General features: G+C 70.9%; 15 protein-coding genes. 8 read left to right on the top strand and 7 right to left on the bottom strand.

Annotated features, from left to right (window positions below; genetic code table 11):
• Positions 1-27: 27 nt before the first annotated feature.
• Complete coding sequence (locus ACESMR_RS19540; RefSeq protein WP_373048798.1) at positions 28-1,557, top strand: sensor histidine kinase; 1,530 nt, start codon at positions 28-30, stop codon at positions 1,555-1,557.
• Here the strand turns inward: ACESMR_RS19540 and ACESMR_RS19545 are convergent.
• Both ACESMR_RS19545 and ACESMR_RS19550 read right to left on the bottom strand, forming a co-directional pair.
• Positions 1,539-1,835, bottom strand: a complete 297-nt coding sequence (locus ACESMR_RS19545) for a putative quinol monooxygenase (RefSeq protein WP_373048799.1) — start codon at positions 1,833-1,835, stop codon at positions 1,539-1,541. The genes ACESMR_RS19540 and ACESMR_RS19545 overlap by 19 nt on opposite strands.
• Positions 1,836-1,932: 97 nt before the next feature.
• Complete coding sequence (locus ACESMR_RS19550) at positions 1,933-3,825, bottom strand: OmcA/MtrC family decaheme c-type cytochrome (RefSeq protein ID WP_373048800.1); 1,893 nt, start codon at positions 3,823-3,825, stop codon at positions 1,933-1,935.
• Positions 3,826-4,611: 786 nt separating this feature from the next.
• Between ACESMR_RS19550 and ACESMR_RS19555 the strand changes: the two genes are divergently transcribed.
• From ACESMR_RS19555 to ACESMR_RS19570, 4 genes are read left to right on the top strand one after another with little or no spacing between them, the layout of a single operon-like run.
• Positions 4,612-5,727 carry a hypothetical protein gene (locus ACESMR_RS19555; protein ID WP_373048801.1) on the top strand — a complete coding sequence of 372 codons (1,116 nt, stop codon included), beginning with the start codon at positions 4,612-4,614 and terminating at the stop codon, positions 5,725-5,727.
• 35 nt (positions 5,728-5,762) lie between these two features.
• Positions 5,763-6,422 carry a hypothetical protein gene (locus ACESMR_RS19560; protein WP_373048802.1) on the top strand — a complete coding sequence of 220 codons (660 nt, stop codon included), beginning with the start codon at positions 5,763-5,765 and terminating at the stop codon, positions 6,420-6,422.
• Positions 6,406-6,966, top strand: coding sequence for an FMN-binding protein (locus ACESMR_RS19565; protein WP_373048803.1), 561 nt, complete (start codon positions 6,406-6,408; stop codon positions 6,964-6,966). Before ACESMR_RS19560 ends, ACESMR_RS19565 begins: the two co-directional genes overlap by 17 nt.
• Before the next feature lie 8 nt (positions 6,967-6,974).
• Positions 6,975-7,448 (top strand): hypothetical protein, encoded by a 474-nt coding sequence (locus tag ACESMR_RS19570; RefSeq protein WP_373048804.1) that lies wholly within the window; start codon positions 6,975-6,977, stop codon positions 7,446-7,448.
• A 140-nt stretch (positions 7,449-7,588) separates the two neighbouring features.
• Here ACESMR_RS19570 and ACESMR_RS19575 read toward each other — a convergent pair whose 3' ends face one another.
• The 3 genes from ACESMR_RS19575 to ACESMR_RS19585 all read right to left on the bottom strand — a co-directional run bounded on the left by ACESMR_RS19575 (position 7,589) and on the right by ACESMR_RS19585 (position 11,631).
• Positions 7,589-9,202 (bottom strand): choice-of-anchor D domain-containing protein, encoded by a 1,614-nt coding sequence (locus tag ACESMR_RS19575; RefSeq protein ID WP_373048805.1) that lies wholly within the window; start codon positions 9,200-9,202, stop codon positions 7,589-7,591.
• Between the two features lie 28 nt (positions 9,203-9,230).
• A complete protein-coding gene (locus tag ACESMR_RS19580; protein ID WP_373048806.1) occupies positions 9,231-10,850 on the bottom strand; it encodes a choice-of-anchor D domain-containing protein in 1,620 nt (539 codons plus the stop codon).
• A gap of 109 nt (positions 10,851-10,959) precedes the next feature.
• On the bottom strand, positions 10,960-11,631 hold the full coding sequence (locus ACESMR_RS19585) for a 4'-phosphopantetheinyl transferase superfamily protein (RefSeq protein WP_373048807.1): 672 nt from the start codon (positions 11,629-11,631) through the stop codon (positions 10,960-10,962).
• Between the two features lie 123 nt (positions 11,632-11,754).
• On the opposite strand from ACESMR_RS19585, the gene ACESMR_RS19590 reads away from it, so the two are divergent.
• Positions 11,755-12,678 carry an ArsA family ATPase gene (locus ACESMR_RS19590; protein ID WP_373048808.1) on the top strand — a complete coding sequence of 308 codons (924 nt, stop codon included), beginning with the start codon at positions 11,755-11,757 and terminating at the stop codon, positions 12,676-12,678.
• Between the two features lie 40 nt (positions 12,679-12,718).
• On the opposite strand, the gene ACESMR_RS19595 is transcribed toward ACESMR_RS19590, so the two are convergent.
• Positions 12,719-13,123: a DUF3293 domain-containing protein gene (locus ACESMR_RS19595; RefSeq protein ID WP_373048809.1), complete on the bottom strand. Its 405-nt coding sequence runs from the start codon at positions 13,121-13,123 to the stop codon at positions 12,719-12,721.
• Between the two features lie 48 nt (positions 13,124-13,171).
• On the opposite strand from ACESMR_RS19595, the gene ACESMR_RS19600 reads away from it, so the two are divergent.
• Positions 13,172-14,974 carry an ABC transporter ATP-binding protein gene (locus tag ACESMR_RS19600; protein ID WP_373048810.1) on the top strand — a complete coding sequence of 601 codons (1,803 nt, stop codon included), beginning with the start codon at positions 13,172-13,174 and terminating at the stop codon, positions 14,972-14,974.
• Between the two features lie 84 nt (positions 14,975-15,058).
• A complete protein-coding gene (locus ACESMR_RS19605; RefSeq protein ID WP_373048811.1) occupies positions 15,059-16,237 on the top strand; it encodes a M64 family metallopeptidase in 1,179 nt (392 codons plus the stop codon).
• Positions 16,238-16,286: 49 nt separating this feature from the next.
• On the opposite strand, the gene ACESMR_RS19610 is transcribed toward ACESMR_RS19605, so the two are convergent.
• Complete coding sequence (locus ACESMR_RS19610; protein ID WP_373048812.1) at positions 16,287-18,428, bottom strand: hypothetical protein; 2,142 nt, start codon at positions 18,426-18,428, stop codon at positions 16,287-16,289.
• Positions 18,429-18,641 lie beyond the last annotated feature (213 nt).

Below are 18,641 nucleotides of genomic sequence, written 5' to 3' on the forward strand. Positions count from 1 at the left end.
GTGGGTGGCAAGGGGCCGAGGGGTATCGTGACCGAGTCGAAAAGCGGAGCGCTGGCAGGCTTCGGCAGGCAGATCCTCGACGGCCTGGACGTGATGGTGGTGGTCGTGGGCCTCGAGGGCGGCGTTCTCGAGGTGAACCGCGCGGTCGAGCGGGCGACCGGGTTGGCCCGAGGAGCCCTCCTCGGCCGCAGGGTCTGGGAGGTGGTGGAGGAGCTCTCCCGCAACCCGCCACAGGCACGGAGCGGCGCCGACTTCGCGGCGATGACCTACCCGTGGTACCGCGAGCACGAGATCCGTGGAGCGGACGGCTCGCTTCGCACCATCCGCTGGTGCACCGACGCCGTGCGCGACGAGGCCGGCGCCGTTCTCTTCTACGTCGCCACCGGCGAGGACGTCACCGAGGCCCGGGCGGCACGCGCCGCCCTCGAGGAGCAGCTGCGCCTGCAGCAGACCCTGATCGACACCATCCCCGCGCCGATCTTCTACAAGGGGACCGACGGCAGGTACCTGGGCTGCAACGAGGCCTTCCTCCAGATGCTGGGCAAGCGCCGGGAGGAGATCGTCGGCAGGACCACCGCCGCCACCTCCCCGTCGGCCCTCGCTTCGGAGTACGACGCGCGGGATCGGGCGCTCTTCGAGAACCCGGGGGTGCAGCGCTACGAGTGGCAGGTGCGCTGGGCGGACGGAAGCGTCCGGGACGTGCTCTTCTCCAAGGCCACCTGGACCACGGGCGAGGGTGCCGTCCAGGGGCTCGTCGGCGTGATCCTCGACATCACCGAGCGCAAGCGCTCCGAGCAGGCCCTCGAGGCCCGGGTCCGGGAACGGACCGCGGAGCTCGCAGCAGCCAAGGAAGCGGCGGAGTCGGCGGATCGCGCCAAGAGCGAGTTCTTGAACATCGCCTCCCACGAGCTGCGCACGCCGCTCACGGCCCTGCGGGTGGCGCTGCAGCGCGGGCGCCGCGAGATCGAGGACGGACGCCCGGTGAGCGGCGAGCTCCTCGCCAGGATGGAGCGCTACCTCGGCCGCCTCGTCCGCCTGGCGAGCGACCTGCTCGAGGCGTCCCGGCTCGAGCGGGGGCAGCTGCTCATCCACCCAGCGCCGGTGCAGCTCGAGCGGCTCCTCACCTCGGTGGTCGAGGACTACGCGGCCCTCGCGCCGGGACGGGCGATCGATCTGGCCCTCGGCGACTCGCCGGCGGTGGTGCTGGGCGACGCCGACCGGCTCGCCCAGACCTTCGCCAACCTCCTCGACAACGCCCTCAAATACGCACCTCCCGAGGCGCCGATCGAGATCGCTGCCGAGCGCGCGGCGGGTGGGGTCCAGATCTGCGTCAGCGATCGCGGCCCCGGCATCCCGCCGGAGGGCGAGCCGCAGCTCTTCACCCGCTTCTTCCGGCTCCCCGCCTCGACCCACCTGCCGGGGCTGGGGCTCGGGCTCAACATCGCCCGGGAGATCGTCGAGCTGCACGGCGGCACCCTGCGCTACGAGGCGCGGCCCGGCGGCGGGAGCCGCTTCCTCGTCTGGCTCCCGACCGGCGATCAGGCGATGGCCCTGTAGCGCAGAATCTCGGGGGGGCGGTCCACCAGCGAGCCGAGGCCGGCGGCGGTCTCGGAGATGTGGACCGAGGAGAGGTGCGCGTCGAGATGGGCGTCGCTCACCCACGTCTCGACGAAGACGAAGGCGCCGGACCGCTCCCGCTGCTCGTGGAGCTCGTAGCGCAGGCAGCCGGCCTCGACGCGCGTCGGCGCCACCAGGGCGTGGAGCAGCCGGCGCAGCTCGTCTTCCTTCCCCGGCTTCGCAAAGAGACGCGCCACCACGTGGACCCGTTCGGACATTCCTGCCTCCCGTCGATAGGCGTCAGGGTCGCAGAATTCGACGGCGCCCGCGATCGGGGATCGCGGGCGCCGATTCGTTCGGATCGCGGTGGGTCGGTCAGTGACCGACGTTGCGGTGCACCTTCTCCGGCGCGAACTCGGAGTTCTGGCCGTGGCAGGTGGCGCAGCTCTCGCGGGCCTCGGCACCGGTGCCGATGGTGTTGAGTTCGATGTGGACCCGCGTGGTCTCGGAGTCGTGGCACGAGGTGCAGACGCTGGCGCCTGCGGGCGTGACCTTCACCACCGTTCCGACCTTGTCGACGATCGTGGTGGGGAGGCGCTTCGCCGCACCACCGAGGTTGGTGGTGTCGTCGTTCAGGTGGCAGACCGTGCAGTTGGCCGTGCTGGTGGGGAACCCGAAGTGCGAGAAGTCGTGCATCGAGTTGCCGTAGCCGTAGACCACGTAGGGGTTCTCGCGGTTGGCCGCACCGTGGATGGCGTGGATCATCACGCGCATGTCGATGGTCTCCGGATCCCCTGCGTCCACGGGCCGCCGCGCCGCGTCGCTGCCGTTGGCGTTGTGGCACATCACGCAATACTCGGGGTTGTTCCGGTTGCCGCCATGCATCTCGATGTTGCTGTGGCAGCTGTTGCAGGTGTCGGCGGTGACCACCTCGCGAGGCGGCACGGCCTGCGCGTCGGTGACCGCCACGTAGGAGACGGGGTTCGGCGCGCCGACCTGGCCGCCGGCGCTGAGGGCGAGGCGGCCCTCCATCGCCACCGCCCAGGTGCCGTCGATGTCGGCGGGCAGGGCTGCGGGAGCGACGTAGGTGTAGCTGCCGTTGCCGTTGGCGGTGAGCGTGCCGGCGCCGGAGCCGATGACGTTCCAGGTGATGTAGCGCTCGTAGCCGACCGTCGGGCCTGCCACCGTCACGGCGAGGCGGTTGAGCGTCGCGCCCGCAGGCGGTGCGGCGACGTCGAAGGGAGCGCCCGTGCCGTCCGTCGCGGTGAAGCGGATGGTGGGCGTGCCGCCCGGCGTGAAGTCCTGCACGCCGTCGATGGCCAGCCGCAGCGCGGGCCGCGAGGGGTCGAGGCTCGGCAGCAGATGGGCCTGCGCCATCGCGTTCTCGTTGTGGCAGCCGGTGCAGGTGGCGGTAGCGCCGAGGGCGCCACCGCTGTGGAGGGTGTAGCCGTCGGGGACCGCGCCGGACTCGATCCAGGTGCGGTCGTGGCAGGAGAGGCAGGCCTTCGCCGAGGCGCGCGTGTCCGGGACCGCCGTGTCGGCGGCGTGGCAGGTCTGGCAGTTGCGCATGTCCTGCGGGTAGCCGACGTGGCTGTAGTCGTGGACCGAGCCGCCGTACCCGATGATCTCGTAGGTCCCGCCTGCCTGCACCGAGGGCAGGTTCATGCCCCGGTGGATCTTGTGGACCAGCGAGGTGAAGCCGATGTCGTTGCCCGACTGCGCATCCTTGTAGCCCGTGATGTGGCAGGTGACGCAGTAGTCGGGATCGTTGCGGGCGCCGCCGTGGAGTTCGAGCTTCACGTGGCAGGTGTTGCAGGACATGGCGTCGACGACGTGGCGCTTCGCCAGCGGCGCGCCACCTGCGGGGACGAAGGAGAAGGTCCAGTTGTCCGTCTCGCGCCTGCCGTCGATCATCCTGCGATCGGCCTGGCCGGAGACGACGTAGGTGGCGCTCGTGTCGTAGCCCTCGGGCAGCGCCGTCTTGAAGGTATAGGTGTAGACGCCGGGGCTCGTCTGCGTCGTCACGCCGCCGCCATCGGTGGTCGGCTGGGGCGCCGTGACGTCGCCGGCGGTCTCGATGCGCATCACGATCGGCTCGTACTCACCTGCGGAGCCGTCGGGGTTCTGCGTCGCCTTCACGATGTTGAAGCGGACGGAGAGGGTCTCCGCGTCCTTGTCGATGCCGACGTTGAAGCGGTCGGTGACGATGTAGTCGACCACCGGCTTGCGGTCCTGTCCGATGGTGACGCCGCGCACGGTCAGCTGCATGCCGTCGCTGGTGGGACCTCCGATCGGATCACCGGGAGGCCCCTCCGGTCCCCGCGGACCGATGGGACCGGGGTCGCCGGTATCTCCCTTGTCACCCGTGTCTCCCTTCTCACCAGGTGCGCCCGGTTCCCCGGGCGTGCCGGGTGCGCCGGTTTCGCCCGGTGCGCCATCCACACCCGCTTCGCCTATCGGCCCCCGGCAACCACCAACTGCAACGAGCAGGATGGCGCAGGCGGTCCATCGCACGACCGATCTCATAGTTCCTCCACCGCGGGCCTCGATCGGCCAGCGGGTTCCACGACGACGGAAGCCCCACGAGGAAGGTCGACGAACCGGCCCTCCGTTCGAGTGGTGCAACGGGCCGCAATGCATCGGGCGGGCCGCTCCGTCGAAATGGGGATGGATCGGGAGCGGGAGGCGGTTGAAAGCCCGCCGACGGAGCCGGCGCAGCCCCATCGCGGCGGTGCAGCGCCCCCCGGGCAGCCCCCGCTCCCCCGCGCCGGGATGGCGGCAGGTCGCGCAAAGCGTGCAGCAGGCGGAAGGCAGCGCGCAGCGGCTGCGCGCTGCCACAGCGGCCAAGCGCATCGCTTTGTCCGGGCTGCGAGCGTCGCTGCAGGGCAGATGCGCCGGCTTTCGCGCCGTTTCGACGCGCTGGCACGGCGAGTGCCTTAGCGGTCCGCCGAACCCCGCTCAAGGGATTCTGCGTTCCGCAGGGAGTCCGCCGTGCATCCCGAAACCACGACCGAAAGAGAGCCGGTTCGCCCCGCAGTCCTCGCCGTGTTGGCGATGGTCTTTGCGCTGCTGGCGGCCGTGCTCGTACAGACCTGGCCTGCCTCGGCCCACGCAGAGGAGGCGAGCCCCGGCGACGAGTCCGGCGGCGCGATGGAGATGGAGCTCGACCTCGACGCGCTCGAGGAGCCGCCGATCCCCGCCAATCCGCACGGTGGTGGCGGCGGCGGGATCACCGCCTTCGACGGCAAGGTGCGGATCATGGGCCGCTTCGACGCGACCTACGAGCTCACCAATCCCGCGGAGGACGATCACGAGATCCGCAACGGTGACTTCAAGAGCTACCACCACCACATCTTCATCAAGGCATCGCCCTCGCAGAAGGTGGGGCTCTTCGCCGAGGTGGTCGACGGGCTCTTCTTCGAGGCGAGCTGGAAGCCCTTCGAGCGCATGGAGTTCAAGGCCGGCAAGATCCTCGTGCCCTTCGGCGACCCCGGCTTCCATCGGTACTACGCCGCGGTGCAGGGCGATCCCACCACGGGCATCCTGCTGCCGAACGTGTGGGCGGAGTACGGCGCCACCCTGGGCTGGGAGCTCGGCTACATCGGGCCGGTGTCGGTGCACTCGGACACCTACACGGTGAAGGGATCCTTCGACAAGGATCCGACCAAGACCCTCCAGCTCAACCGGCCTGCCACCGGCAACCGCTTCGCCGTCGGCGAGCGCCTCACCTTCGGCTGGAACCGGATCACGCTCTCCGGCTCGCTCTACTACGACGAGTGGAACCTCGGCTACGACCTCTTCCTCTACGGCGTCGACCTGAAGATCGACTACGGCCTCATCGCCGTGCCCTTCCTCAAGGACCTGCGTTTCAAGGGCGGCATCGCCCGGGCCGAGGTCGAGAACGGCGAGACTGGCGACTACTACAAATACGCCGACTACTTCGAGCTGGCGTACGGCGGCTTCGCGGAGTGGGTCACGCCGCGGCTGCGCTACGGCTCGTACATCGACGACAGCAGGCTGATCACCAACAAGGACCTGCACAACTGGAGCGCGGCGCTCGTCATCCCCGCCGACGTCCTCACCTTCACCGCCGAGTACCTCTGGCAGATGGAGGAGGTCGACGAGGTGGACAACGATCTCTTCCGCCTGATGGTCGCTCTCGACTTCTGATTTCCGAGCGCGCGAGCGCCCGAAGGAGCTTTGCCATGTTCGGCATCACGCTGCGCAAACTGCCCTGGTACGCGAAGGTGATGATCACCGGCTACCTGATCGCCATCGCCGGCGGCTACGTCTACGCGATGGGCAACCTGGCCCTGGCGGTGGGCCTCACCCCCGACGACATCGTCACCCACTACTACGGCAACGAGGCCACCCAGCAGCATCTGCGGGAGGAAGCCGCCGGGCCGAAGGTCGCCGCGGGCGAGGCGGTGGAGGAGGAGCTCGACCTCGACCTCGGTGGCGACGAGGAAGCTGCACCTGCAGCGGCGGCTGCCGCAGAAGCTGCGCCCGAGGAGGAGATCCTGCCCATCCCCTCCTTCAAGAGCCTGGTGGGCGAGGGCCACTTCCACATGTTCGGCATGACCTCGTTCTTCTTCGGGCTCACGCTGATCGCGCTCTTCCTCGAGGTCGGCGAGAAGCGCAAGGCGGTCCTCGTGCTCACGCCGTACGTCGGCATCCTCTTCGACAACCTCTCGATGCTGGCCACCCGCTTCCTCGGCCCGGGCTTTGCTTTCCTGATGATGGCATCGGGAACGCTGATGGCCCTCAGCTTCCTCGGGATCTTCGTCCACGCAATGTACGAGATGTGGCTCAAGCGCAGTGTCGTCGAGCCCGTCAAGGAGTCTGCTCATGCGCTCGCTGCTTAAGTTCGTCCTCCCCTCGCTGCTCGCCTTCACCCTGCTCACGCCCTCCGTCGGCGCCGCCGAGGAGCTGGTGAGTTTCAAGGAAGGCGCCAAGCGCATGCTCTCCGGGGCCAAGAAGGCCTCGAAGCTCGACGTCACGCCCACCGACGAGGAGAAGGCGAAGATCAAGGGCATGGGCGTGAATCCCGATGCCACCTACTCCTTCCTCATCGGCAAGGACGAGGCGGGCGCGCCGGTTGCGGCGGGCATCGTGGTCGACCAGGCCGGCAAGGAGGGGCCGATGCGCGTCGGCGTCGCCCTCGACCCTGCCAACGGCAAGGTGAAGGAAGCGTTCGTGATGCGCTTCGAGGAGGAGCGCGGCAAGCCGGTGAAGGAGGCCTCCTTCCTCGGCCAGTTCAAGGGCAAGGGGCCGTCCGACGCCATCACCGGCGGCAAGGACATCGACATCGTCTCCGGCGCGACGCACTCCTCGAAGGCGGTGGCCGAGGCGGTGAAGCGGGCGGTGGCGAGCTACAAGGTGCTCGTGCTCGACCGCGGCACGAAGTGAGGTGGGCCATGCGTAGGTTCGTAGTCCTGGCAGCTGTCGCGCTCTTCGCGGTCGCATGCGGCACCAACGATCCCTTCGGCCGCGGCGAGGCGACCGAGAAGGCCGACGAGGGCGGCGGCACCGGGGCGACCGGTGGCGGCACCGGTGGCACCGGCGCCACGGGTGGTGGCTCCGGCGGCGGCGCGGGGGGCGCAGGTGGCGGCGGCATCGGCGTCTCGTTCACGGTGGACGTCGATCCGATCCTCGACGCGAAGTGCGCCTCCTGCCACGCGGGTGGGCCGGGTGGCCTGGTGATCACCGGCGATCCGTCGAGCGATTACGACAACGTGATCGACCGGGTGGTGCCGGGGGATCCGGACAACTCGCCGCTGCTGACGAAGGGGCGCGGGATGAGCCACGGTGGCGGGGCGATCCTCTCCGAGGGCGACGACGACGACTCGGTGATCGACGCGTGGATCAGCGTGGGGGCGCCGAACAACTAGCGGCGCGTTTGGAAGTGACGGAACCCGGCGCGGCAGGTCCGCTCCGGGTTTTCGTCTTTCGCTCGCGCTTCGCGCGAGAATCGCTCCTTCTTGCGATCGCTCCGCCTTCGGCTTCGCTGGAGATTTTGTTTCACAAACTCTCAGCGGCTGGGGCAGGCGATCTCCTCGAGGGCCGTGTAGTCGACCTCGACGACGGAGCCCGGGCCCGGGACGGAGAGCGGGAAGAACTCGATGGCGCGGAGGTCGGGCAGGTACTGCCAGATCCGCGTGCCGCGTTCGTTCACGGAGGGGCGGCGTTCGGCGTCCACCCGAATTTCGAGATCGGCGTCGGCGATGCGGCTGTCGCCATCGAGGTCGAGGGGTTCGGCGCGCAGGAGGTAGCGGCCCCTGAAGGTGAAGATGCCTCCACCGGCGATGCTCCAATCCCAGTCGTGGCAGATGGTCCGGTCGACCCCGTGAAACGCCTCGGTGAACGCACGGTAGCGGGTGCCGTCCGCGGCAGGGAGGCAGGAGCCGTCCGCCGGCGCGACCAGCGCGGCGACCCGCGTCTCCTCGCCGCGGCGGAGGTTCTGCAGCCGGAAGACGTAGTCGTTCACCGGCTCCGGCCCCATGTCGTCCTCGGTGGCGATCAAGAGGAGCAGGAGCGGAATACCCGGCCTGGCGAACTCCTCCGCCGCGCGGACCGCCGTCTCGAGGCCCCGGTTGCCGATGCTGCCGCTCCTGCAGGCGGGAGGCTGCAGGTTGGCGGCGAGGTGCTCCTCCAGCTGCGGCATTTCCAGCGTGAGCACGGAGGGACGCGTGCCGTCGAGGGGCAGCAGGCGCCCCGCCTCGCCGCCGCAGCCGCCCTGGGCCTCGAGGGAGGTGGTGGTCACGGCGAAGCGCAGCTCCGACCACATCGGGGCGATGACGCTCCACTCGCTTGCCATGCCGGCGAGATGCTGGGTGTAGGCGCCCATCGAGGCGGCATCGTCGACGACGAAGAGCACGTCGAGGCGGTTCTCCGGCTCGGCGAAGCGGTCGTGCATCGGCACCGCGGCCAGCGGCGATGCGGTGGCGTGGAGCGGTACCTCCCGTGCGGCGCCCTGCCCCGTGCTAGTGAGCAGGATGCCCCGGTGTTCTTCGACGGTGTCCGGCGAGAAGCCGACTTGCGCGGTGAAGCTCGCGCCCGGCGCGAGCCAGTGGGGCAGAAGCGGATGCTGCACCAGGGCGAAGGGGCCGCCTGTGGGCAGGGCGGCGAGGGAGACCGAAGCCGGTACGTCGCAGCGGTTGGTGATCGTGAGGGGGCGCCAGGGCGCGCTGCAGCCGGGCTGCACGGGATCGAAGGTGAGGTCGGTCGTGTCGACGTCGAGGCAGGCCGGCTCGCCGCTCACGCTGCTCCCGCGTAGCAGCAGGTGGACCTCTTCTGCGTCCGATCGCAGATCGATCACCGCTTCATGCTGGCCGGGCGTGAGCGGCGTGAAGCGCAGGTGCAGCGTGGTGCTCTCGCCTGGCGCCACCACGCGATCGTCGAGGAGGGCCGCGAAGGGCGCCGGAGCGGTGGGTGGCTCGAGGTGGAGTTCGCCGGTTCCGTCTGCACGGAGGGTGATCTCCCGCGTCGCGGTGGTGCCGAGGGGCACGGCGCCGAAGTCGACGACGAAGCCGTGCTCCGTCGGCACGAGGTCGACCAGCAGCACCGGCGCCGCAGCGACGGGATCGGCAGGGCTTCCACACGCGGCGAGGGCGAGAACGAGCGCTGCTGCGGGCAGGGTGCGCATGGTGTGGTTCCTCGGGCCGGGGTCGAGTTCAGCGTGGCGAACAGGGATGGTCTTCGTAGACACGGTAGTCGACTTCGATCACCGCACCGGGTTCCGGTGCGTTGATCGGTGCGAAATCGATCCGCCGGAAGTCGGGCACGTACGACCAGATGCGCGTTCCCCGCTCGTTGGTGGACGGGACCTGGATGCCGTCGATGCGGAGCTGCAGATCGGCGTCGTCGAAGCGGCCGTTGCCGTCCACGTCGACTGGTGATGCGGATAGGTAGTACGCAGGCCTCGAGGCGAAGTGCGCACGCTGTGCGTGGGCGAAGAAGCTGCCCTCGTCGCAGATCGGTGCGCCGTAGCCGTCGAAGGCCTCGGCGAAGGCGCGGTAGCGGATGCCGTCCGCCGCGTCGAGGCAGCCGGAGCCCGGCAGCCCCACGAGGGCGACGGCGCGCGTCTGCTCGTGCCGCGGCGAGCGCAGCGCCCGGAGCCGATTGACGTAGTGGCTCACCGTCTCCGGACCGGCATCGTCCTCGGTGGCGACGAAGGCGATCAGCAGCGGCACGCCGGGCCTGGCGAAGCTCGATGCGGCACGGACGGCGGTCTCGAGGCCGTGGTTGCCGGCGCGGTCGAATCTGCAGGCGGGCACCTGCATGTTGGCGCTGAAATGCGCATCGAGGTCCGGTGTCCCGAGGGTGAGCACGTCGGGGCGCGAGCCGTCGACCGGCACGAGGCGCCCGGCTTCACCGCCGCAGCCATCGCGGGCCACGAGGGAGGTGGTGGTCACGGCGAGGCGGAAATCGCTGAAGCCGTGCATGACCCAGAACTGGAGGAGCTCGGTGAACCAGTCGTGGTAGGCGGCCATCGCCGCGGCGTCGTCCACGACGTAGAGGACGTCGAGTTGCGGGGCGGGGATGTCGAAGAGGTCGCGCCTCGGCTGGGTGGCGAGGGGGAGCGCCGTCGCCTGGAGCGGGAGCTCCCGTGCGGCGCCCTGTCGCCCGTTCCCGATGAGGAGCAGCCCCGTGAGATCGCCTGCCGCCTCGGGGGCGAAGCCGATGTGCGCGGCGACGCTTTCGCCCGGCGCGAGCCAGTGGGGCAGCGGCGGGTGCTGCACCATGGCGAAGGGGCCGCCTGTGGGCAGGGCGGCGAGGGAGACCGAAGCCGGTACGTCGCAGCGGTTGGTGATCGTGAGGGGGCGCCAGGGCGCGCTGCAGCCGGGCTGCACGGGATCGAAGGTGAGGTCGGTCGTGTCGACGTCGAGGCAGGTGGGCTCGCCGCCCACGCTCGTGCCACGGAGCTGGAAGGTGATCGGGGCTGCGTTCGAATGCAGGTCGAGCAGGTGCTCGGTCGTGCCAGGGGCTGTCGGCGTGAAGGTGAGCCGCAGCGTGGTCGTGCCGCCGGCGGGGACGACGAGCTCGTCGAGGGTGGCGCCGAAAGGTGTGGCTGCCGCTGGTGGCTCGAGATGGAGGTCGCCGGTCCCGTCTGCGTGGAGGGTGATCTCCCGCGTCGCGGTGGTGCCGAGGGGCACGGCGCCGAAGTCGACGACGAAGCCGTCCTCTGTCGGCACGAGGTCCACCAGCAGCACCGGAGGCGCGGCGACGCGCTCGGCAGGGCTGCCACACGCGGCGAGGACGAGGACGAGCGCTGCTGCGGGCCAGGTGCGCATGGTGGGGCTCCGGGTGCGGGATCGCCACGGCCCATGTCACCAGACGGCGCTCGCGATCACCCAGCGCCCGATCTCAACCACAGCGCCGCGGGTCGAAGTAGGCGCGCGCTCAGGGCGCGATGCGCACCGCGGCGAGGAGGAGATCCCCCCGCCGCTGCAGCTCCACCTCCGGCAGATAGGCCCCCTCGCCGTGCGCGAGCGCGAGGGTGGCCGCTGGCGGGTCGAGCGCGACGGTCGCCTCGGAGAAGGCGACGTAGCGCTGCACGTGTGGATGCACCGCCTTGTAGATCGCCTCCTTGATCGCGAAGCGGGCGAGGATCGCGGGCCATTGCGCCGCCTCGGGTAGCGCTGCAACCTCTGCGCCTTCCGCCTCGGTGAGGATCCGCCGGGCGATGCTGGGCCGCGGTGGCTCGAGCTCCTCCACGTCGAGTCCGACCGTCGCCGCGCCGTGCGCCACGAGGGCCAGGGCGATGCTGCGCTTGTGGCTCACCGAGGCCTGCACGCCTGCGGGCAGGAGCGGCTCCCCCCGGGGCCCCGGCAGCACCGCAGGCAGCGCCACCCCCGCAGCGGCGGCAGCGAGGCGGAGCGCCAACCGCCCGCCCGTCCACTCGATCTGCCGCCGCGCCCTGAGGCCCGCAGCGTGGGCCGCCTCCTCCGGCACCAGCCTGGCGAGGACCTCCACCGGCACCGGATCCAGCCCCGCCGGCAGGTGCACCGCTGCCAGGTGGCCGAAGGGGTGGCGCTCGACGAAGGCCGCGGCGAAGGGGGTGGCGGAAGTCATGGGAGCCGTTATCGGGAGGGGTGGTGGAACGTGGCGCCGACGTTCGGCATCTGACACCATGCCGGGCTTCACCGGAAGCCCGGCGCGTACCACCTTTTCGCAGGGCGGGGAAGGCAACGAGCTTTGATCCAGCGGCTTCTCGACAGGCGACTCGTGCTGGTGACCGGCAAGGGCGGCGTGGGCAAGAGCACCCTCTCCGCGGCGCTGGCACTGGTGGCTGCGCGATCCGGCAAGCGGGTGGTGGTCTGCGAGGTGGAGGGGCCCTCCGCCGTGGCGCCGCTCCTCGGCAGCGCCGAGGTCCGCTCCGGCCAGCCGCCCCGCCCCATCGGCGAGGGCGTGCACCTCGCGGTGCTCTGCCCCGAGGACGGGATCAAGCGCTACCTCTCCGACAAGATCCGGGTGCCGGGCATCGTCGACCTCGTCTTCAAGCAGCAGGTGGTGAGCCGCTTCTTCCGGGCGGCGCCCGCCTTCTCCGAGATGGGGGTGCTCTACTCCATCGCCCAGCTCCTCGACGAGCGGGACGAGCGCGGCAGGCCCCGCTGGGATCACGTGATCGTCGACCTGCCCGCCTCCGGCCACGCGGTGGGCATGCTCGAGGCCCCCTTCGTGGGCAAGCGGATCTTCCTCGCCGGCCCGGTGCGGTCGCTCTGCGACTCGATCGAGAAGATCCTCGTCGACCACGAGCTCGCCACCTGCGCGGTGGTCACCCTCCCCGAGGAGCTGCCGGTGAACGAGGCGCTGGAGCTCTCCGGCAAGCTCCGCTCCCGCGGCCTGCACGTGGAGGCGGTCCTCGCCAACGCGGTAGAGGAGGAGGAGCTCAGGCCCGCCGAACGCGAGCTGCTCGAGCGGATCCAGCAGGTGGCCCAGGCCCCCCTCATCGACGGCGCGATCACCGCGGCGCGGCGGGCGGCCCGGGGCAGCGAGACGCTGCGCCGCCTCGAGGAGGGGATCCGCAGCGCGCCGATTCCGATCTCCTTCCGCCTCGAGCGCGGCCGGCAGCTGGTGCGGGAGATCGCCGACGAGCTCGAGGGACGCGAGCCGGCGTGAGAGTCCTTCGATCGAACTCGAGTTCTTCCCACGCTCCGGATCAGCAGGCGACGAGTCGAATGGCCTCGCCGGCGGTGCAGCAGAGGATGGCGTTCTGGCCGTAGCGCCGGCCGATCGCCACCGCCTCGAGCTCCCCGATCCCCAGCACCAGCCAGCTCTGCTCCGGCGGCCAGCTGCCGTCGTGCCCCACCCCATGCCCCGGCAGCAGCGCGTAGCCGTGCAGATCCGAGGCGAGGTGCGCCCGCCGGCTCCGGTTCCTGGCTGCAGGGAGGAGCCCCGAGCCGGGGTTGTCGCTGGTGACGAAGGCGCAGGTGGCGACCCCGTGGGCTGCGAGGAGGTCGTCCAGGGCAGCGCTGGGCTCGCCGATCCGAAGCGCGATCCAGCGATCCGGGGCTTCGACCCAATAGGTGGTGTTGCGGTAGGCCGCTTCGTGTTCGGGCGTCATGCCTTTCGCTTATGCGCCTTTCCGCCGGGTGACGCATCCTAGGGGGCCGTGAAGATCTCCGAGACCATCCGCAAGCAGCTCAAGGACAGCTTCGCCCAGGTGCCCCGCACCCTGGCGCTGGTGTGGCGCTCCTCGCCGCGGACCACCCTCGTCCTCGGCGGCCTCACCCTCGTGGCCGCGGGCCTGCCGCCGCTCATCGCCTGGGTGGGCAAGATGATCGTCGACGCGGTGGTGGCGGGCTCCACCGAGGAGACGCTGCGTTGGGTGCTGATCGAGCTGGGCGTGGTGGCGGTGCAGGCGCTGGTGCAGCGCAGCCTCGCCCTCATCCGCCAGACGCTCGGCGCCCGCCTCGCCCTCGACGTCAACGTGATGATCCTCGAGAAGGCGCAGACGCTGGAGCTGCGCCACTTCGAGGATCCCGAGTTCTACGACCAGCTCACCAGGGCCAGGCGCGAGGCCTCGTCCCGGCCGATCTCCGTGGTCACCGAGATCTTCCAGCTCGCCCAGAACGTGCTCACCCTCGCAGGCTATGCGGCGCTGCTGCTCCAGTTCAGCGGCTGGGCGGTGCTGGTGCTCCTCCTCGCTGCGGTCCCCGCCACCGTGGCCGAGATGCGCTTCTCCTCGATGGCCTTCCGTCTGCGCAACTGGCGGGCGCCGGAGAGCCGCAAGCTCTTCTACCTGGAATACGCGCTGGCCAACGACGCCCACGCCAAGGAGATCCGCCTCTTCGAGCTCGGGCCCGCGCTGCTGCAGCGCTACAAGGAGCTCGGCGAGAAGCTCTACGTGGAGGACACGGCGCTGGCCCACCGCCGCGCCCGCTGGGCCTACGGGCTCTCGCTCATCGGCACCGTGGCCTTCTACGGCTGCTACGTGGTGCTGGCGCTGGGCGCCGCTGCGGGCCGGATCACCCTGGGCAACCTCACCCTCTACCTGGTGGCGTTCCGGCAGGGGCAGCAGGCCTTCCTCTCCATCCTCACCGCGATCGGCGGCATGTACGAGGACAACCTCTACATGTCGAACCTCTTCCGCTACATGGGGATCGACACCGCCGAGGGGGGCGCTGCGCCGCGGCTCGCGCTGGTGCCGAGCGAGGGCGAGCGGGGCCTGCGCTTCGATCGCGTGGGCTTCCGCTACCCCGGCGCCGAGGGCTGGGCGATCCGGGACGTCGATCTCTTCATCCCCGCCGGGCAGAGCGTGGCGCTGGTGGGCGAGAACGGCGCCGGCAAGACCACGCTGATCAAGCTGCTCACCCGGCTCTACGAGCCCACCGAGGGGCGGGTGCTCCTCGACGGCCGCGACGTGCGCGAGTGGGATCCCGAGGCGCTGCGGCGGCGGATCGGCGTGGTCTTCCAGGACTTCAACCGCTACCAGCTCTCGCTCCGCGAGAACGTCGGCGTGGGCAGCATCGCGCACGTCGCCGACGACGTGCGGCTGCAGCGGGCGATCGAGCGGGGCGGCGCCGCCGAGGTGGTGGCGGAGATGCAGGGCGGCCTCGACACCCAGCTCGGCCGCTGGTTCCACCAGGGCGTCGAGCTCTCCGGCGGCCAGTGGCAGAAGGTGGCGCTGGCCCGGGCCTTCATGCGCGAGGAGGCCGACATCCTCGTCCTCGACGAGCCCACCGCCGCCCTCGACGCGGAGGCCGAGGCCGCGGTCTTCCACCGCTTCCGCGAGCTGGCGGAGGGGCGGACGACGCTGGTCATCTCCCACCGCTTTCCCACCGTGCGCACCGCCGACAGGATCCTCGTGCTCGAGCGGGGGCGCATCGTCGAGGAGGGCACCCACGACGAGCTGGTGGCCAGGCCCACGCGCTACGCGCGCCTCTTCGAGCTGCAGGCCGAGGGCTACCGCTGAGGTGGCAGGGAGCCGTTCACATGTGGTGAAGGACGGCACGCCGGTCGATTGAAGCGCACACGAGGGCTCCGGTAGGTTTGCCGGATGCTCCGCTCCCTTTGCCTCGCGCTCGTCCTGCTCTGCCCCGCCGCCGCGCTGGCGGCGCCGGGCTGGGTGGCCCACTTCACCGGCAACGGCACGATCGAGGACCCGCGCACCGGCGCGGCGATCGAGCTGCCGCTGGAGCGCCGGGTCCACGTGGCGCTGCTGGCAGAGGGCTACACGCAGGCCGATCTCGACGCGGGCCGCTTCGACCGGGACGTCGAGCGCTGGATGGCCGAGGTGCTCGCGGTGGAGCCCTACGCGACCTACCGCCAGGCGCTGGTGGTGTGGAAGCTGCCGGTGGCGTCGGCGGAGCGGATCCGGGCCGGCGTCGGCGACACCGCGCTGCGGCTCCCCGTGCGCGCAGACCGCCGCGGCGTCGACATGGAAGCGATCCGCGCCGACGGCGAGACGGCCGCGCGCATCTGGGCGGCGCTGCGGCGGCTGCCCCACGCGCCTGCCCGCTTCTTCCCGCCCGGCGGCCGCACCTCGCGGCTGGCGAAGGACGTGGTCGCCCACGTGCTCGTCCTCGATCCGCGGAAGGGGCAGCGCGGGCTCTCGGGCGTAGCCCTGCCGATGATCGATCCCGAGCGGCGGGGGCGCCGGGTGGCGGTCGCCATCGGCCACGACCTCGCCCACGAGTTCAGCCACGCCTTCGCCAGGCTGCAGGACGAGTACATGGAGGATTGCTGCGGGCCCCGCGGGGCGGAGCCGGTCGCGGGCGGATCCTCCTCCGCGCAACTCGCCAACGTGGTCAAGGGCAACGCCTGCGAGACGCTGCCGTGGCGCCACCTGCTCGCTGGCGGCGCGATCAACCCGTCGGGCGAGGGGCTGGTCGGCGCCTTCGGCTTCGGGGAGGTGGGCTACCATCCCGAGCTCAAATGCCTGCTCAACGGCGCCCACGACAACCGCGCCTTCTACGGCGGCGACGGCTGGCTCCGCACGCCGACGCGGCTCTGCAACTTCTGCCGCGAGGTGACCGCGCTGCGCTTCTTCGAGCGCACCGGCGTGCTCGAGGACAGCACGCGCTCGCTGCAGATCTGGGAGCGGGAGTTCCGCGCGCCCTTCTTCGCCCGCTACGGCTTCGACGTTCCCGGCGAGGTGCCGCAGCGCACCAGCGACGGCAGAGCGTGGTTCCAGGCCTGCGAGCAGGCGCCTGCAGCTGCGGTGACGCGGCGGTAAGGCCGAAGGCGCCGTGCCACCCGGGACGACACGGCGCCATTGGTTCGGGCTACTCGCTCTTCACCTTGTCCGGCTTCGTGAGCTCGAGGAGCTCCCAGCCGCCGTCCGGGTGGAGGTTCATCGGATTGGCCATGCCGAGGTAGAGCGCGTGGTCGTCCGCCGCCATGGTGCGGACGCCGTAGTTGGTGAAGTTGCCCACGCCGCGCAGGGACTCCGCCACGAACGGGCCGCTCTTCTGGTCGAAACGGAAGAGGTCCGCGCCCTCCCGCGGCACGATGGCGCCGAGGCGGTCCAGCATCTCCCGCGTCGGGTTGGGCTGCGCCTGCAGCTCCGGCAGCGAGAAGATCTCCTGGAGGCCGACCCGGGCCAGCTGGCTCCAATCGAAGGTGCCGATGTAGAGGGATCCGTTCCACTCCTGCATCGCCCAGGTATAGGCGTTGAAGAAGTTGCCGACGCCCGAGGAGCCGTGCACGGGCCGCGAGCCGGTGCCGTGGGCCGCGTCGTAGCGGATGGTGTAGAGGTCCTTCTCCGCGTCGTAGGTCGGCAGGAACTTCTCGCCGTAGACCGTCTTGAACACCGGGTTCTCGGTGGAGAGATCCTCGCCGCGGAAGATCGAGATCGAGCGGTGCGAGCCCAGCGCCGTCGCCGCCAGCTCGAGGGCGCCCAGGCTTCCGTCGCCGTCGGCGTCGAGGTCGATGAGCCCGCCCTCGTGGAGCTGCAGCGCGGCGGCGGTGGCGAGGAAGGGCACGTGCATCGAGCCCCAGTAGAGCTTGCCCTCGAAGGAGGCGAGCGCGCCGCCGCCGGTGACCGCAGCGGCGATCGGATCGGGGTCGTAATCGCGGTACTCCCAGATCTTGTCCCAGTTTTCCGCGTCGCCTGCGGTGAGCCCGCCTGCGGGGATCGGCGGGCTGCGGTAGAGCCCCATCCCCCGCTGGTTCGCGCTGGCGAAGGGGTTCAGGGTCGAAGGCCAGGTGGTGACGAAGAGCCGCCCCTCGTGCACCGCGAGGTTCGCCGCCTCGGTGTCGAGGGCGCCGACCTCTTCGAAGAGGAAGGGATTGGCTGCGTCGCCGACCCACTTGAGCACGAAGCCCGCCGGGTCGTCCGGTAGCAGCACGTCCGCTGCGGCGACGCCGGCGTAGAGCTCGCCGTCGTGCGCGACCCAGGTGCGGATGTCCGAGTACTCGGCGAACTCGTGGGCGCCGAGGAGATCGCCGGTCGCCGCGTCGAACGCGAACATGGCGAGCGAATCGGTGAAGGTCGGCCCGGCGAGGAAGACCACGCCGCCGGCGAAGCCAGCGGAGCGCAGGCCGATCGTCTTCTCGATCAGGATCGGCAGCCCGGACTTCTCCTCCAGGGTGCCGGTGGCGAGGTCGTAGCGCCAGATCTCGGGGCGGCGCCAATCGCCCGGCCGCCCCAGGCCGTCCGCGCCGAATTCGCAGGCCCAGTACGAGGTCTCGTGGGCGAAGTCGATCCCGAGGAAGCCCTGGAGAACCAGGCAGTGGGTATTGGCGACCGTGCCGAACCAGAGCGCGTCCGTTGCGTGGGTGAGGCCCCAGACGTAGGCCTGGTTCGTCTTCGGGATGCCCACGGGGCAGCTGCCGTCGGGTTCCGGCACGAGGCTCTGGCCACCGAGGCCGTCGTAGCACTCGTCCGGCTCCGCCTTGGCGAGAAGGTCGATGGCGAGTTTCGGCTGCTCGGTCACCGGCACGTCGCCGTTGATGAAGAAGCGATCCACCGCCCAGAAGCGCGCCAGCCGCGCCACCTCGCAGGCGAGATCGCCCGGATCGCAATCGCACACCGCCTTGCCCCCGCAGGCCCAGTCGTCGCAGTCGACGAGGTGGTTGCCGTCGTTGTCGAGGCCGTCGTCGCAGACTTCGGCCTTGGGCTCCCTGGTGCTGCCGCCGGTTCCGCCGTTGCCCGCCTGGCCCCCGGCGAAGCCGCCCGTTCCTCCGGTGCCGCCGCTCCCGCCGTTGCCGGCCCACTGCGGGCCGTCTCCCGCGCCCGGGAGGTGGCCCCCGGGTTCCCCCTTGTCGACCTTCGCGCCGTCGGTCGGCAGCAGGTCGGATAGCTCGCCGCCTGGCGAGACCTCGCCCTGCGGCTTGCCGTCCCGGCTTCCGCCCTCGTCGCCGCAGCCGGCGACCCCCAGGGCCATCGCTGCCACGAGGCCGCCCCATCCCCTCTTCCAACCCATCTTCCGGCCCTCCCCAGGGCCCGCGAACGCACGCGGGCCCGCCGCGAGAGGAGCAAGCAGCGGGCCGTCGGCCCGAGGGGCGGTGCCACCGCCGCTGCTTCGTCCAGCCCGGCAGCGGCGGAGCATCCGGTGTGCACGACTCGGTAACGGAGCCCCCACCCTGTGCAGAAAACGCTCGTGGCAAGGGGGGTTGCGCACGCTCGCCCGGCTGGA

The sequence above is a fragment of the Vulgatibacter sp. genome (assembly GCF_041687135.1).
Taxonomy (GTDB): Bacteria; Myxococcota; Myxococcia; order Myxococcales; family Vulgatibacteraceae; genus JAWLCN01.

Excerpts from the sequence above, each read along its gene's own strand:
- ACESMR_RS19605 (WP_373048811.1), top strand. The coding sequence starts at position 15,059 with ATGCTCCGCTCCCTTTGCCTCGCGCTCGTCCTGCTCTGCCCCGCCGCC.
- ACESMR_RS19610 (WP_373048812.1), bottom strand. The coding sequence starts at position 18,428 with ATGGGTTGGAAGAGGGGATGGGGCGGCCTCGTGGCAGCGATGGCCCTG.
- ACESMR_RS19575 (WP_373048805.1), bottom strand. The coding sequence starts at position 9,202 with ATGCGCACCCTGCCCGCAGCAGCGCTCGTTCTCGCCCTCGCCGCGTGT.
- ACESMR_RS19565 (WP_373048803.1), top strand. The coding sequence starts at position 6,406 with ATGCGCTCGCTGCTTAAGTTCGTCCTCCCCTCGCTGCTCGCCTTCACC.
- ACESMR_RS19560 (WP_373048802.1), top strand. The coding sequence starts at position 5,763 with ATGTTCGGCATCACGCTGCGCAAACTGCCCTGGTACGCGAAGGTGATG.
- ACESMR_RS19545 (WP_373048799.1), bottom strand. The coding sequence starts at position 1,835 with ATGTCCGAACGGGTCCACGTGGTGGCGCGTCTCTTTGCGAAGCCGGGG.
- ACESMR_RS19595 (WP_373048809.1), bottom strand. The coding sequence starts at position 13,123 with ATGACGCCCGAACACGAAGCGGCCTACCGCAACACCACCTATTGGGTC.
- ACESMR_RS19555 (WP_373048801.1), top strand. The coding sequence starts at position 4,612 with ATGGTCTTTGCGCTGCTGGCGGCCGTGCTCGTACAGACCTGGCCTGCC.
- ACESMR_RS19585 (WP_373048807.1), bottom strand. The coding sequence starts at position 11,631 with ATGACTTCCGCCACCCCCTTCGCCGCGGCCTTCGTCGAGCGCCACCCC.
- ACESMR_RS19570 (WP_373048804.1), top strand. The coding sequence starts at position 6,975 with ATGCGTAGGTTCGTAGTCCTGGCAGCTGTCGCGCTCTTCGCGGTCGCA.
- ACESMR_RS19580 (WP_373048806.1), bottom strand. The coding sequence starts at position 10,850 with ATGCGCACCTGGCCCGCAGCAGCGCTCGTCCTCGTCCTCGCCGCGTGT.
- ACESMR_RS19550 (WP_373048800.1), bottom strand. The coding sequence starts at position 3,825 with ATGCAGCTGACCGTGCGCGGCGTCACCATCGGACAGGACCGCAAGCCG.